Genomic DNA, 13775 nt, shown 5'->3' with positions numbered 1-13775 from the left:
GGATATAAAATGCCTTTAAGGAAGGACATTTATAAGCGCATGTATATAATGCTGGAACCTGACGAGAGGGGTGCGGCGCTTTTAAAGGACAAGGAAATATCAGGGTACCTTAAAATAGAGACTATAAACGGAAGAGGGAGAATTACAGCGTCGCTTCAAAATCTCGATCCCAATTATTCGTACACGGTAAAATTTTTAAAAATCGGAGAAAGCCCTAAATTGGTTGAGTTTGGAGCAATAAGAGTGGATGACAAAGGCAGAGGTGGCGCGGAATGGTCTTTTAATACAGATGACGTTCTTGGTAGAGGAGTGAAATTCGAGGATCTTGCTGTGGCATTAGTAGAAGCGGATAATGGACAACAAAGGTTGATTCCTTTGTCAGGCGTCATAGACAAGTCCAGATTTAACTGGAAAGCTACTTACAAGAAACTTATGAAAAGTATAGAAAATATTGAGAAAGATAAAAGCGAGATTCAGTTTATTGATGATTTAGTTGAAAATCAGAAAGAAAACGCAGATGATGGTATAGTATTGCCACAGTACAATGATGAGGAATATCACGAAGAAGAAGTCGAAATTCAGGTTGAGCCTGAAGAAGATGTGGGAAATGGACAAATTGATAATATAGAGAAAACCGTTGCTGATGATGTTGATGCAAATGATGAAGAGCATACAAGCGTTCAAATGGAACACCAAAGCGATGATAGTATAAGCAAAAGTGATGTTTACGAGCAGGAAAATAGCGGCTATGTAAAGTATTTAAAAGAATATGTAAATAATATTGTGAATTACCTTGATGAAGTTCATCCGTTTGAAAACAATATGGAAGGTTACAGATGGTGGAGGATAAACACAGGATATAGAAATGGCTTCTACGATCATTATCTGGTGGGCTTTGTAAATGACGAAAATGGAAAGCTTAAATACATCGTCTATGGAATGCCAGGGCTGTTTACACTTACAGATCAACCTTTTGGAGGCATGACAGGATTTGTGTACTGGTGCCCACTGAAAGAAAACATGAGAAATGCTGGTGATATGGGATATTGGTTGATGCATATTGACGCATTAACAGGGCAAATAGCAATACCAAAAGGCTCTACACCGCCACCAATAATATAAAAATGAAAGCGTAGATAGTCTACGCTTTTAAATTTGCTTTTTACTTCATGTATTCTTTTATGTCATCGGAAAACTTCGCTAATGTTTCTTCATCGTCTGTATGCGGTATGACCGTAAGCAGATTTTCGAGGTTTAAGCTGAAAATCCCCATTATGGACTTTGCGTCTATGACATAACGACCTGATACGATGTCAATATCAAAAGGGTATTTTGACATCTTCTCTACAAAAGTTTTGACTTTGTCGATTGAATTTAAAGAAACCTGAAATTCTTTCATACATTTATCCCCCTTATATGTATTTATTTTAATCATATATTAAGAACTAACTTTATTCAATTAACCGATTTAACAAAAATTTCATTGTTAATTTGGTAATTGTTTTCACCATAAAAATAAATTTCAAAGTGACATATGATAAAAATATTGCCTTATAGGTATTCTATTTAGAGTAATTGTATATTATAATATAAGTGTTAAAAGATAAAATACCGTTAGGGGGTATATACTTGGTTACAAAAGAACAAATTTTAAATGCACTAAGAGATGTTTTTGATCCTGAGATAGGGAGAAGCATCGTCGACCTTAATATGGTTGATAATATCAATATAGACGGCAGTACAGTCACGGTTGACATAAAATTGACAATTAAAGGCTGTCCACTTCAAAACACTATAAGGGAAGATGTCATAAATAAGCTTAAAAACTTAGATGGTGTTGATGATGTGGTGGTCAACATGGGTGCCATGACAGAAGAAGAAAGGCAAAAGCTTGCAAATAGCATGAATCAAGGAAAAGTGCCTGTATTCGAAAAGACCCGTGTTATCGCAGTGGGAAGCGGCAAAGGCGGCGTTGGCAAGTCTACGGTTTCTGCAAATCTTGCCGTTGCACTCGGAAAGTTAGGCTACAAAGTTGGCTTAATTGATGCTGATGTTTTAGGTTTCAGCATACCTCGCTTATTAGGCATAGTTGGCGAGAGACCCTATGCATTAGATGAAAATACGATACTGCCGATAGAGAAGTACGGCATTAAGGTCATTTCAATGGGCAATTTTGCTGATGAAGATACGCCGCTTATATGGAGAGGGCCGCTTTTAGGAGGTGTCCTTGAGCAGTTTATGAATGATGTTTACTGGGGAGAACTTGACTACATGATAATTGACTTACCACCAGGCACTGGGGACATACCTCTTACAATAATGCAGAAAGTGCCTGAGCAGAAATTTTTACTTGTCACAACTCCGCAAGCATCTGCTTCACATGTGGCGGGAAGAATTGCCTATATGGCTCAGAAGGTAAATATAGACCTTATAGGAATAGCGGAAAACATGTCGTACTTCGAGTGCCCTGATTGCCACAAAAAGTACAATATATTTGGAGAAGGTGAAACAGACAGACTTGCAAAAGAGCTTAATACAGAAGTTCTTGTGAAGATTCCTATTGACATAAAGATACGGGAAAAAAGCGATATTGGCTTACCTATATCTTTTATAAACGGGCCACAAGCAAAATACTACTTAGAACTGGCTAAAAAAGTGTCGGAAAAAGTAAAGCCCATCCGCTGATAAGTTAATTAAAAAAGGAGGCATCGAAATTATCAATGCCTCCTATAATTTTTTTATTTTTTCTTAAATAATTCTTGCTCTGGTATATCATACGCTGCGCTATTTAAGTATGTTTCAAGGTTTTCGATGACTTCTTCAAATGGCAAGCTTTCGTTAAGCCTTATGAATTTGATGCCGCTGTTTTTAGCCTTGCCATACGATATATCGCAGAATGATTCGGGTATTGTGATTACATGATCGACTTTTTTGTCTATTAGAAAATTAACTGTAGCGATTCGCCTACCGTCTTTTAGAGTAAAACCTGGATTTTCGTATTTTTCTGCGTCTTTTTTCCCGCTATCATAGATAACTATATAAGGACCGTCTGGCAATTTAGAAATTAATCCGTCAGTTGTTACCGTAGCTGCTATCCTCATGATCATTCACCTCTGTATTTGTAAATTTTAAACATTAAGTTTTGAGTAGAAGTTGTAATATAATTATATATTATTAAGCTAATTATAGTTTTATGAATTGCTGAAGTCAATCGAGATGGTGTTGTCTGAGTATATATTTTGTGATATAATATGATATATCATGTCGCCGGAGAGGGGGTATATTATGTTTTCGAAATTGAAATGGCAGGTAGTCATAGTAACGGTGACGTTGGTGCTGGGTGTGCTTTTAGGAGGATTTAATTTATATCAGAATCGCATATTGCCGCAGAAGATAGCCACTGACATAAAATCGTTCAATGGCGTTCAATCTGCAGATGTGACCATTGGAAATAGCGGTTATACGGCAAATGTCAAGCTTAAAAAGGTGGACAACCTTATGTCAGCGTACAAAGACATTGAGAAGATAGTTGAGAAATATCCGGCTAAAATTGATATAAAGATAGTTGACAATCCTAACGAGAAATTAGACAATCTGTTTTATGAGGATCAGTTTGCAATATATCAGGCTATCCAAAATGGCGATTATATAGAGATGAGCAATATTATCGATAAAAATAGCATTGAAAAAGGCGCCAAGACGAATTTATATATTGATGAGAACAATATATATTTAAGCATATATGATGGTCAAAATTACCTGTACAAGATTATACCGCGCAATACAAAGGGGGATGTAACGGATGGTTAAAGAAATACTCATCGGTATTTCAATTGCTTTAGTGATTTTTGCCGCTATTTTGGGCATAGATATAACTCCTATTGTGATAGTAGGAATGATGATTTTCGCTTTAAGCTTCTTGCTGGAAAGCAGGGGACTTATTAGCTCGTCAGGAAAAGTAGTGAATCCTGACACAAGCGTGTCTTTTGATGACATAGGTGGACAGAATACAGCTATATCTGAGTTAAAGGAAGCACTGGATTTTGTGATAAACAGGGATAAAATCAGGAAAATGGGCATAAGGCCTCTTAAAGGGATACTTTTAAGCGGACCTCCAGGTACAGGTAAAACTCTCCTTGCTAAGGCTGCTGCTAAGTACACTGACTCTAGCTATGTAGCTACATCTGGCAGTGAGTTTATAGAGATGTACGCAGGTGTCGGTGCACAGAGGGTCAGGAAACTGTTTGAATCAGCAAAAGCATTGGCTAAAAAAGAACAAAAAAACAGTGCGATAATATTTATAGACGAAATAGATATACTTGGGGCAAAAAGAGGCACAAACGAAAGTCATCATGAATACGATCAGACACTAAACCAGCTTCTTGTTGAGATGGATGGCATAAAAAGCGATAATGATATAAATATTCTTGTAGTGGCGGCTACAAATAGGCCTGACATGCTGGATCCTGCCCTATTAAGACCGGGAAGGTTTGACAGACAGGTGACGGTAGACCTTCCTGACAAAAGTGGTAGACTGCAGATACTGAAAATTCATACGAGAAATAAGCCTTTAGATGAAAATGTAAATTTAGAAGCGATCGCAGAAGACACTTTTGGCTTTTCAGGAGCTCATTTGGAAAGCTTGTGCAACGAGGCAGCCATATTGGCTATGAGGGATGGTTCACCTAAGATAATGCAAAAGCATTTGCAGGAAGCAGTTGATAAAGTCATACTTGGTGAAAAGACAGACAAAAAGCCTACAGAAGATGAGATACTAAGGGTATCGATACATGAAGCAGGACATGCTATAGTTGGAGAAATAGTCAATCCCAATTCTGTGGCTACTGTAACGATAGTGCCAAGGGGCAAGGCTTTAGGCTTTGTGAGGCAGACTGAGAAGGATGATACGTTTATATACACGAAAGAACAGTTGGAGCATGAAATAATGGTGGCCCTTGGTGGAACGGCTGCGGAGCTTCTCGTATTAAACAGCAGAAGCACTGGCTCTGCCAATGACTTTGAGCAAGCGGTGGATATTGCAAAGAAAATAGTCTATACAGGGCTTTCAAGCCTTGGCATCATCAGCAAAGACGATATATCAGGGGATAAGGTAAACGAGGAAGTAAACAGGATAATAAAAGAACAGGAAGAAAAGGTCAAAGAACTTTTAAAGGACAAAATAGATGTGTTAAACGAGATATCCAGCATATTAGTTAAAGAAGAAACGATATCTGGTGAATATTTAAGAAGGATACTGAATGGAGAAACTGCACAAAAAGCTTGTTGACGGCAGCAGAGGAGATTATTCCTCTGCTATTTTTGTGGGAAAAACTGCAAAATTCATTGAAATATTGTTAAATAATAAACAAAATTAATTAATATTAAATACAATTGACTTATCATTTAATTAGATTTATAATCAAAATGGGTATTTAAAAATGTATACAATATATAATATTCATTAAATGAAATAAAGAAGGAGTGAAAAAATGGCAAGTGATCTGGTTTTAATAAGCATTGTTGTTCCAATTGTAATGAGCTTGATAACAATTACAATTGGTAAGGCTTCAGCGAGAAAGGTATTTGTTTCGGCTACACTGCTTATCGTATTTTTAAGTTCATTGGCAATTTTTAAAACTGCCAATTTACCGGCGGTGATTGGAACATCGTATTATGGAATCATCGATAAATTGATAAAAGTTGGTGATTATGTACTTTTACTTTATACTCTTTATGTGTCATTTAAGGTTAAAGAGCCTAAGATAGCGATTTTTTCAATATTGCAGATACTGCCTCTTGCATACTTTGAATTATTTGTACTGAAAGAACAAGAAGTAAGCGCATTTTACATCGACAATCTTTCAATCATAATGAATTTGGTGGTTTCGATAGTAGGGCCTATAATAGCTTTGTACGCTTTTGGTTACATGGATCATCATGAAAAAGAAGAAAAATTGGTTAAATCAAGGCAATCAAGATTTTTTGCAGTCATACTCTTGTTCTTTGGAGCAATGAATGGCATAATATTCTCCAATAATCTGATGTGGCTGTATTTCTTCTGGGAGATAACTTCTCTGTCATCTTTCCTGCTTATTTCTCACGATAAGACAGAAGTGGCAATCAAAAATGCATCAAGAGCCTTGTGGATTAATATGTTTGGCGGATTTTCATTGTTGGTTGGAATCATAATCCTATACAAATATACTGGCATGATAACATTAGATGCTGTTTTGAAGTCTGATACATCGTATATTTTGTTGATACCTGTGGCTTTTATGGTATTAGGTGCATTTACAAAGTCTGCTCAGATGCCATTCCAAAGTTGGCTTTTAGGTGCTATGGTGGCACCGACACCGGTGTCAGCACTTTTGCACTCAAGCACGATGGTGAAAGCTGCTATATACCTTATCTTAAGATTAGCTCCTACATTTAGAGGTACGACATTAAGCGGGTTTATAGCACTGTATGGTGCTTTCACATTTATCGCTACATCCATATTGGCTTTAAGTCAAAGCAATGGCAAGAAGATATTGGCGTATTCCACGATTGCCAACTTAGGATTGATGATATCCAGCATAGGAATCAATACTTCCAGCGCTATAACAGCGGCAATTTTGCTTTTAATATTCCACGCAGTGTCAAAGGCTCTCTTGTTCCTGTGCGTCGGCACAATTGAACAAAATATCGGTAGCCGCGACATCGAGGACATGAAAGGGCTCATTACAAAAATGCCTGTTACGACCATCATAACTTTTATAGGCATTTTGTCGTTGATGATTGCACCATTTGGTATGCTTTTAAGCAAGTGGATGGCAATAGAAGCGGCATCGAGAAATCTGCTTGTGGCACTGCTTTTGATATTAGGCAGCGCTATAACGGTCATGTACTACACCAGGTGGATAGGCAATATATTGTCAGAAGGACATAACAGCAAATTTTTCGTAGAAAAGCAACCGACGACAGTAAAGTTTGCCTTGTACAGCTTAGTTACGATAGCGATTGTGCTGAGTTTGGCTGTGACGCAGCTTTTTAATGCTATTGTAAAGCCTGAAATAAACATGCTTAAGATGTCTATTTCGATAAAAGCTGCAGCAGGATACCTTGAAAGCAATCTTGGTGGATTTTCCATATATCCAGTGTTTTTCGCCATAGGTTTAGCTGTCATCTTGGCATTTTTGACAATAAGGAATTCACGCGACATAGTAGAGACAAAACCGTATGAGGCTGGACTCAATTACGATGACTCAAACAACGGCTATGATGTAAAAAATTATTATCTTCCAGGTATAATAAATGAAGAGAAGATGACGAAGTACATGAACTACATCTCGTTTATTTTGATACTGGCGGTTTTCGGAGGGATATTGCTATGACGTGGACAGATTATTTGATTTTTTTGGCGGCGGTCATTTTGACCCCGCTTATAGGTGGTCTCATAACCGGATTAGACAGAAAAGTAACAGCTCTTATTCAAGGCAGGTATGGTCCACCTGTATTGCAACCTTTTTACGACGTTGTAAAATTGCTTTCTAAAGAGAAGATGATAGTAAACGACTTTCAGATATTCGCAGCTTATATATATTTGTTATCAGCTATACTAAGTGTTGGCTTCTTTGCAATAAAAGCTGACCTTCTTATGATAATTTTTATAATGTCAATAGGGCTTGTTTTCTATGTAATAGGGGCATTGGCTACAAGGTCACCGTACAGCCAAGTAGGAGCTCAGAGGGAACTTATGCAGATGCTTGCTTATGAACCTCTCCTTATATTTGTGCTTATTGGCATGTACTATGTAGCTGGAAGCTTCAATTTGCACGATATAATGTCACATGGAAGGCTTCTTCTGGATTTGCCGCTTATTTTTGTGGTTTTAAGCCTTGTATTGGACATAAAAATAAAGAAATCTCCTTTCGATTTTTCTACATCCGAACATGCTCATCAAGAGCTTGTAAGAGGGATTCTTACAGATTATGCAGGGCCGTATCTGGCTTTAATTGAAATAGCTGATTGGTACGAGTTAGTGCTGCTTTTGGCAATGCTGGCAATTTTCTGGTCGCAAAATCTTGTGATTGGTGCTTTGATATCGCTTTTTGTATTCTTTTTAGATATAATTGTAGATAATATATCTGCAAGGATGACGCTTAAGTGGATGCTTAGTTTTAGCTGGATTGTGGGTATAAGTTTTACAGTCTTAAATATTGCTTACCTGTACTTTAGCAATGTATCGAGGTGATAAATTTATGGGTTTAAAAGAATTTGTAAAAAAGTCCTTTTCAAAATCACCATGGGTAGTCCATTACGATTGTGGAAGTTGCAATGGATGTGATATAGAGGTTTTGGCATGTATGACGCCTATATACGACATGGAAAGATTTGGAATGGTAAATGTGGGGAATCCAAAACATGCTGATATCCTAATAGTAACAGGCACTGTAAATGAAAAAAATAAAGATGTACTGAAAAATGTCTATGACATGATGCCAGATCCAAAAGTAGTTGTGGCAGCCGGAATTTGTGCATGCAGCGGAGGCATATTTAGGGACTGCTATAACGTGTTAGGCGGCATAGACAAAGTGATTCCTGTTGATGTATATGTTCCTGGATGTCCAGCTAAGCCTGAGGCCATGATAGACGGCCTTTACAAGGCAGCCCAGATATTAAAGGACAAGTACTCTCGCAGGGAAGTAATAGTTTCAGCCAAAAGCTTAGGTTAGGAGTGATTTTATGATCGTCAATAGCAGAGAAGTTGAGATTGGCAACTTAAAAAACGAAGTAAAAAAATACCACGATGGTGGATATAGATTTGTCACAGAAACGTGCCTTAATTTAGAAGATAAATTTAAAATCATATACACATTTGCCATCGGTTATGATTTAGAAAACATCCACATCATAACCGACGGGAAAAATGTTCCCAGCGTTTCAGATATTTATTCATGTGCGCTGGCAGTAGAAAATGAGATAAAAGAGCTTTTTGGAGTTGAGTTTGATGGCCTTGCAGTTGACTTTGGAGGAAACTTTATGTTGGGTGAAAGCTCTCCAATAAGTCCACAAGCAGACATAGAGATTATAAGAAGAGAAAAGGGTGGTAAGAATGAGTGATAAAAGTACGATTCCGTTTGGACCGCAGCACCCTGTTTTGCCTGAGCCTATTCACTTAAAACTTGTTGTAGAGGATGAAAAGGTAGTAGAGGCATATCCTGCTTTCGGTTTTGTCCATAGAGGTTTGGAAACTTTAGCGCAGAAAAAGGACTTTAACCAGATGGTTTACGTCGTAGAGAGGGTTTGCGGTATATGCAGTTGTATGCATGGGCAGGATTATTGTGAAGCAATAGAGGAATTGATGGGGGTTCAGGTTCCTGTAAGAGCTGAATATTTAAGGACTATTTGGGCAGAACTTCACAGGATCCACAGCCATCTTTTATGGCTTGGACTCTTTGCTGATGCATTTGGCTTCGAAAACCTCTTTATGCAGACGTGGAAGATTCGCGAGAAGATAATGGACATACTGGAAGCTACATCAGGCAACAGAGTCATAATTTCAGTTAATATAGTAGGCGGAGTCAGAAAAGACATAAATAGCGAACAAGCTAAGTGGATCTTAAAAGAATTAGACGATGTTGAAAGGCAGCTTAAAGATATCAACGATGTCGTCATGAATAACTATACTGTAAAGCAGAGAACGGTTGGCATAGGAGTCTTGACGAAAGAAGAAGCGTATGAGCTTGGCGCAACTGGACCTATGGCTAAGGGAAGCGGCGTGGATTTGGACCTTAGGACTACTGGCTATGCTGCTTATAAGTACCTTGACTTTGAGCCGATCGTGGAAAAGGCTGGTGACAGTTATGCCAGGAATTTGGTTAGGATGAGGGAGATATTCCAGTCAATTGACCTTATAAGACAGGCATTAGGAAAGATGCCTGAAGGAGAAATAAGTGTTCCTGTAAAAGGCAATCCGCCTGCCGGTGAAGTCATATCAAGGCTTGAGCAGTCAAGAGGAGAAGTGGTGTATTACATTAAATCAAATGGCACGAAATTTTTAGATAGGCTTCGCATAAGAACACCTACCTTTGCCAATATACCGGCTCTTTTGAAAATACTGCCTGGATCTCATCTGCAAGATGTCCCTGTACTAATACTGACGATCGATCCTTGCATCAGTTGTACGGAAAGATAATCTGTCAGGGAAGAGGTGTTATTGAGATGTTGGATATGCTAAAAAGCGTGTTTTCTAATCTGTCAAAGAAGCCAGTGACTCGAATGTATCCGTTTGAGGAGAGAAAGCCATTTGATATAAACAGAGGCCATTTGGAAAACAACATTGATGAGTGCATTTTTTGCGGCATGTGCCAGAGAGTGTGTCCCTCAAACTGCATAAAGGTGGATAGAAAGACCGGCGTTTGGGAGTACAATCCGTTTGAATGTGTCTTGTGTGGCGTATGCGTAGAAAAGTGTCCTAAGAAATGTTTAAAGCTTGATGTACATTACAGAAGTTGCACAGACAAGAAGTACAACATTCACTTGGAAAAACACGATGATTCTGAGAAAGCCGGTGCTTAAATGCATGAATTGTCTATAACTGAAAGCATCGTAAACATGGTTTCTGATGAAGCTAAGAAAAGAAATGTCAATAAGGTCACCAAAATAAACATCGTGCTTGGCGAATTAACCGGGTTTGAAGAAGAAAGCATAAGGTTTTATTTTGAGGTTTTAAGCGAAGGAACGCCATTATACGGTGCTAAGCTTGATTTTAAAAAAGTAAAAGCAGAGTTTAAATGCCGCAGTTGCGGCATGATTTATAATAGGGGGAATTTCACGTTTAAGTGTCCATATTGCGGCAGCAGCGGTGTTTTGATTGAAAAAGGCAAAGAACTTTATATAGATAGTATCGATGTTGAATAAGGAGTGTATTATAAATGGAAATCAAGATTATTAAAGATGTGCTTGAAGCTAATAACAACATTGCGGAAGAAAACAAAAACATAAAAGATGAAAGAAAAATCATGATGGTAAACATAATCGGTTCGCCTGGCACAGGAAAGACAAGTTTCATATTGAAGCTTATAGAAAACATGGATATCCCTTGTGGTGTGATAGAAGGCGATGTAGCGTCAGATATAGATGCCCGCAAGATGGCTGAAAGAAATATACCGGTAGTGCAGATAAATACAGGTGGCGCTTGTCATCTGAATGCCAATTCAATAAACAAAGCGTTGTCTACGCTTGATTTTGAGGGTGGCATATTGTTCATAGAGAATATAGGAAATCTAATATGCCCTTCAGATTTTGAACTTGGTGAAGATTTCAAATTGGCTATGGCAAATGTGGCTGAAGGCGATGATAAGCCATACAAATATCCTCTCTTGTTCTCAAAGGCGAAAGCAGTTGTCATAAACAAGATAGATTTACTGCCGTATTTTGACTTCAATAAGCAGTATTTTTACGACGGTGTGAAGACGCTTAATGATGAAGCTGAGATTTTTGAAGTATCGGCAAGGACTGGAGAAGGCTTTGAGGTGCTGGCAAAATGGCTGAAAAAGAAATACAGCGAATACGTGCAAGGCAAATAAACATTAAAGGGATTGTCCAAGGTGTGGGATTTAGGCCGTTTGTGTACAATTTGGCATTAAAACACAGCTTGTCAGGCATCGTTTATAACACATCATCTGGTCTTTATATTAACGTGGAGGGTTATGAGGATGACATAGATGCGTTTTTATCGGAATTAAAAGAAAATCCTCCGAAGCTTTCAAAGATCGATGAAGTATTCGTAGAAGATTGCGATGTTGTAGGATATAAAGGTTTTAGCATAAAGTCAAGCAAAGCAGATGAGGGATTTGTGCCGATTTCTCCTGACATGGGTGTATGCGACGAATGCGTAAGTGAGATGATGGACGAAAAAAACAGAAGGTATAACTACCCGTTCATAAATTGTACAAACTGTGGCCCAAGATTTTCTATCATAGAGGATATACCATACGACAGGCCAAAGACGTCTATGAAAAAATTTCCCATGTGCAAATTGTGCAAAGACGAGTATGAAAATCCGTTAGATAGGAGGTTTCATGCACAGCCTGTAGCATGTTACGATTGTGGACCATCCCTTAAATATGTTGGCGAAAGCACGAATTTTGATCCTATTATGGCGATTGCTGAAGATTTACGAAATGGGAAAATCGTGGCCATAAAGGGAATAGGTGGGTTTCATCTGGCCGTAAATGCATTATCCAAAGATGCTGTATTAAGGCTTAGAGAAAGGAAAAACAGATATGGAAAGCCACTGGCGCTTATGATGAAAGACGTAGAAGATGTAAAAAGGTATTGTCATGTAAGCCCTGAAGAAATAGAGCTATTAAATAGTCAAAGAAGACCTATAGTTCTTCTTAAAAAGAAGTACGAGTTTGAAGGTGTAAGTGATGGTCTTGACAGTGTGGGTGTGATGCTACCTTATGCACCTATACATTATCTTTTGTTTAAATATATAGATTTCCCGGTTGTCATGACCAGCGGCAATATCAGTGAAGAACCTTTGTGTAAAGACAACGACGAAGCATTAAAGAGGCTTAAAGGCATAGCAGACAGTTTCCTTTTAAATGATAGAGACATTGTAAATAGGATTGACGATACGGTTACATCTTGGAAAGGTAAAAGTGAAAGAGTCATAAGGCGATCAAGAGGATATGCACCAGAGCCTATGGTGTTTAAAATGGACTTTAAACCGATACTTGCTGTTGGAGGGTATTACAAAAACACGTTTTGCTTGACTAAAGGCAATTACGTATTTCTAAGCCATCACATAGGAGATCTGGATAACAGCAAGACGTACATGTACTATGTAGAAGAAATAAAGAAGTACATGAGACTTTTTAAAGTCCAGCCGCAATTTGTGGCTTGTGACATGCATCAAGGCTACTTGTCGACGCAGTTTGCAAAAACACTGGGTTTGCCTGTAATATACACGCAGCATCATCATGCCCACATAGTAAGCTGTATGGCGGAGTATGGCATAGAAGACAAAGTCATAGGTTTTTCATATGACGGTACAGGATACGGATTAGATGGAAATGTTTGGGGCGCTGAATTTTTGATAGCTGATTTGAAAGACTTCGTAAGGGCTGGCCATATAAAATACAATCCGCTTCCAGGCGGGGAGCTTGCCATAAAAAGGATATACAGAACTGCAATAGGTTTTATAAATGAAGATATGATTTTTTATAAAGACTATCTTAAAAGGTTTGATGCAAAGGAATTGGAGATCATAAAAGCGCAGATAGACAAAAAAATAAACGCACCATTGGTGTCCAGCATGGGCAGATTGTTTGATGCAGTTGCATCACTGATCGGCGTTAAAGACACTGTTATATATGAAGGACAAGCGGCTATGGAGCTTGAAAGCATCATAGAAAAGGATCAATCGTATTATGACTTCACAGTATCAAGTGATGACCAGTATGTGGTGGATACATCGGATATTTTAAGGCAAGTTTATTCTGACTATAAAAAAGGGGTAAATAAAGGGATAATATCCGCCAGATTTCACAATACCATCGTAGAGTTTACTGCTTATGTAGCATTGAAACTTGGCGAAAAGTACAATATAGATAAAGTAGTATTAAGCGGTGGAAGTTTTCAGAACAAATATTTATTGGAAAATATCATTGATAGATTATCAAAAGAAGGATTTTCTGTTTATTCAAATAGCAAGATACCTTGCAATGACGGCGGCATTTCCTTAGGCCAAGCAGTCATAGCAAACTATAGGATGGAGGTGTGAT

General features: G+C 38.1%; 15 protein-coding genes. 13 read left to right on the top strand and 2 right to left on the bottom strand.

Annotated elements, in window-relative coordinates; translation table 11 throughout:
* Positions 1-9 precede the first annotated feature (9 nt).
* Positions 10-1122: a hypothetical protein gene (locus GSH73_RS12680; RefSeq protein WP_014757603.1), complete on the top strand. Its 1113-nt coding sequence runs from the start codon at positions 10-12 to the stop codon at positions 1120-1122.
* 40 nt (positions 1123-1162) lie between these two features.
* Here GSH73_RS12680 and GSH73_RS12675 read toward each other — a convergent pair whose 3' ends face one another.
* Positions 1163-1399, bottom strand: coding sequence for an HPr family phosphocarrier protein (locus GSH73_RS12675; RefSeq protein ID WP_014757604.1), 237 nt, complete (start codon positions 1397-1399; stop codon positions 1163-1165).
* Between the two features lie 230 nt (positions 1400-1629).
* Between GSH73_RS12675 and GSH73_RS12670 the strand changes: the two genes are divergently transcribed.
* On the top strand, positions 1630-2685 hold the full coding sequence (locus tag GSH73_RS12670) for an Mrp/NBP35 family ATP-binding protein (protein WP_014757605.1): 1056 nt from the start codon (positions 1630-1632) through the stop codon (positions 2683-2685).
* A gap of 53 nt (positions 2686-2738) precedes the next feature.
* Here GSH73_RS12670 and GSH73_RS12665 read toward each other — a convergent pair whose 3' ends face one another.
* Entirely contained in the window at positions 2739-3101 is a 363-nt protein-coding gene (locus GSH73_RS12665) for a NifB/NifX family molybdenum-iron cluster-binding protein (protein ID WP_014757606.1), read from the bottom strand.
* 184 nt (positions 3102-3285) lie between these two features.
* On the opposite strand from GSH73_RS12665, the gene GSH73_RS12660 reads away from it, so the two are divergent.
* From GSH73_RS12660 to hypF, 11 genes are all read left to right on the top strand, one after another.
* Entirely contained in the window at positions 3286-3810 is a 525-nt protein-coding gene (locus GSH73_RS12660) for a hypothetical protein (protein ID WP_014757607.1), read from the top strand.
* The gene (locus tag GSH73_RS12655) at positions 3803-5287 is read left to right on the top strand and encodes an AAA family ATPase (protein ID WP_014757608.1); all 1485 of its coding nucleotides are present in this window, start codon (positions 3803-3805) and stop codon (positions 5285-5287) included. Before GSH73_RS12660 ends, GSH73_RS12655 begins: the two co-directional genes overlap by 8 nt.
* Positions 5288-5489: 202 nt before the next feature.
* Positions 5490-7373 (top strand): NADH-quinone oxidoreductase subunit 5 family protein, encoded by a 1884-nt coding sequence (locus GSH73_RS12650; protein WP_014757610.1) that lies wholly within the window; start codon positions 5490-5492, stop codon positions 7371-7373.
* Complete coding sequence (locus GSH73_RS12645) at positions 7370-8233, top strand: respiratory chain complex I subunit 1 family protein (RefSeq protein WP_014757611.1); 864 nt, start codon at positions 7370-7372, stop codon at positions 8231-8233. Before GSH73_RS12650 ends, GSH73_RS12645 begins: the two co-directional genes overlap by 4 nt.
* Positions 8234-8240: 7 nt before the next feature.
* Complete coding sequence (locus GSH73_RS12640; protein WP_014757612.1) at positions 8241-8714, top strand: NADH-quinone oxidoreductase subunit B family protein; 474 nt, start codon at positions 8241-8243, stop codon at positions 8712-8714.
* Positions 8715-8724: 10 nt separating this feature from the next.
* Complete coding sequence (locus GSH73_RS12635) at positions 8725-9102, top strand: NADH-quinone oxidoreductase subunit C (protein WP_014757613.1); 378 nt, start codon at positions 8725-8727, stop codon at positions 9100-9102.
* Positions 9095-10177 carry a hydrogenase large subunit gene (locus GSH73_RS12630; protein WP_014757614.1) on the top strand — a complete coding sequence of 361 codons (1083 nt, stop codon included), beginning with the start codon at positions 9095-9097 and terminating at the stop codon, positions 10175-10177. Before GSH73_RS12635 ends, GSH73_RS12630 begins: the two co-directional genes overlap by 8 nt.
* A gap of 26 nt (positions 10178-10203) precedes the next feature.
* Positions 10204-10560 (top strand): 4Fe-4S binding protein, encoded by a 357-nt coding sequence (locus GSH73_RS12625; RefSeq protein ID WP_014757615.1) that lies wholly within the window; start codon positions 10204-10206, stop codon positions 10558-10560.
* Positions 10561-10902, top strand: coding sequence for a hydrogenase maturation nickel metallochaperone HypA (hypA, locus tag GSH73_RS12620; protein ID WP_014757616.1), 342 nt, complete (start codon positions 10561-10563; stop codon positions 10900-10902).
* A gap of 14 nt (positions 10903-10916) precedes the next feature.
* Positions 10917-11570 (top strand): hydrogenase nickel incorporation protein HypB, encoded by a 654-nt coding sequence (gene hypB, locus GSH73_RS12615; RefSeq protein WP_014757617.1) that lies wholly within the window; start codon positions 10917-10919, stop codon positions 11568-11570.
* Positions 11528-13774 carry a carbamoyltransferase HypF gene (gene hypF, locus GSH73_RS12610; protein WP_014757618.1) on the top strand — a complete coding sequence of 749 codons (2247 nt, stop codon included), beginning with the start codon at positions 11528-11530 and terminating at the stop codon, positions 13772-13774. Before hypB ends, hypF begins: the two co-directional genes overlap by 43 nt.
* Position 13775 lies beyond the last annotated feature (1 nt).

This window comes from Thermoanaerobacterium aotearoense, from assembly GCF_009905255.1.
GTDB classification, from domain to species: Bacteria; Bacillota; Thermoanaerobacteria; order Thermoanaerobacterales; family Thermoanaerobacteraceae; genus Thermoanaerobacterium; species Thermoanaerobacterium aotearoense.
This window is presented reverse-complemented; position numbering and strand designations above follow the sequence as displayed.

Bases quoted from the DNA above. Each gene is read 5' to 3' on its own strand.
- GSH73_RS12680 (WP_014757603.1), top strand. From the start codon at position 10: ATGCCTTTAAGGAAGGACATTTATAAGCGCATGTATATAATGCTGGAA.
- GSH73_RS12675 (WP_014757604.1), bottom strand. From the start codon at position 1,399: ATGAAAGAATTTCAGGTTTCTTTAAATTCAATCGACAAAGTCAAAACT.
- GSH73_RS12665 (WP_014757606.1), bottom strand. From the start codon at position 3,101: ATGAGGATAGCAGCTACGGTAACAACTGACGGATTAATTTCTAAATTG.
- GSH73_RS12660 (WP_014757607.1), top strand. From the start codon at position 3,286: ATGTTTTCGAAATTGAAATGGCAGGTAGTCATAGTAACGGTGACGTTG.
- GSH73_RS12655 (WP_014757608.1), top strand. From the start codon at position 3,803: ATGGTTAAAGAAATACTCATCGGTATTTCAATTGCTTTAGTGATTTTT.
- GSH73_RS12650 (WP_014757610.1), top strand. From the start codon at position 5,490: ATGGCAAGTGATCTGGTTTTAATAAGCATTGTTGTTCCAATTGTAATG.
- GSH73_RS12645 (WP_014757611.1), top strand. From the start codon at position 7,370: ATGACGTGGACAGATTATTTGATTTTTTTGGCGGCGGTCATTTTGACC.
- GSH73_RS12640 (WP_014757612.1), top strand. From the start codon at position 8,241: ATGGGTTTAAAAGAATTTGTAAAAAAGTCCTTTTCAAAATCACCATGG.
- GSH73_RS12635 (WP_014757613.1), top strand. From the start codon at position 8,725: ATGATCGTCAATAGCAGAGAAGTTGAGATTGGCAACTTAAAAAACGAA.
- GSH73_RS12630 (WP_014757614.1), top strand. From the start codon at position 9,095: ATGAGTGATAAAAGTACGATTCCGTTTGGACCGCAGCACCCTGTTTTG.
- GSH73_RS12625 (WP_014757615.1), top strand. From the start codon at position 10,204: ATGTTGGATATGCTAAAAAGCGTGTTTTCTAATCTGTCAAAGAAGCCA.
- hypA (WP_014757616.1), top strand. From the start codon at position 10,561: ATGCATGAATTGTCTATAACTGAAAGCATCGTAAACATGGTTTCTGAT.
- hypB (WP_014757617.1), top strand. From the start codon at position 10,917: ATGGAAATCAAGATTATTAAAGATGTGCTTGAAGCTAATAACAACATT.
- hypF (WP_014757618.1), top strand. From the start codon at position 11,528: ATGGCTGAAAAAGAAATACAGCGAATACGTGCAAGGCAAATAAACATT.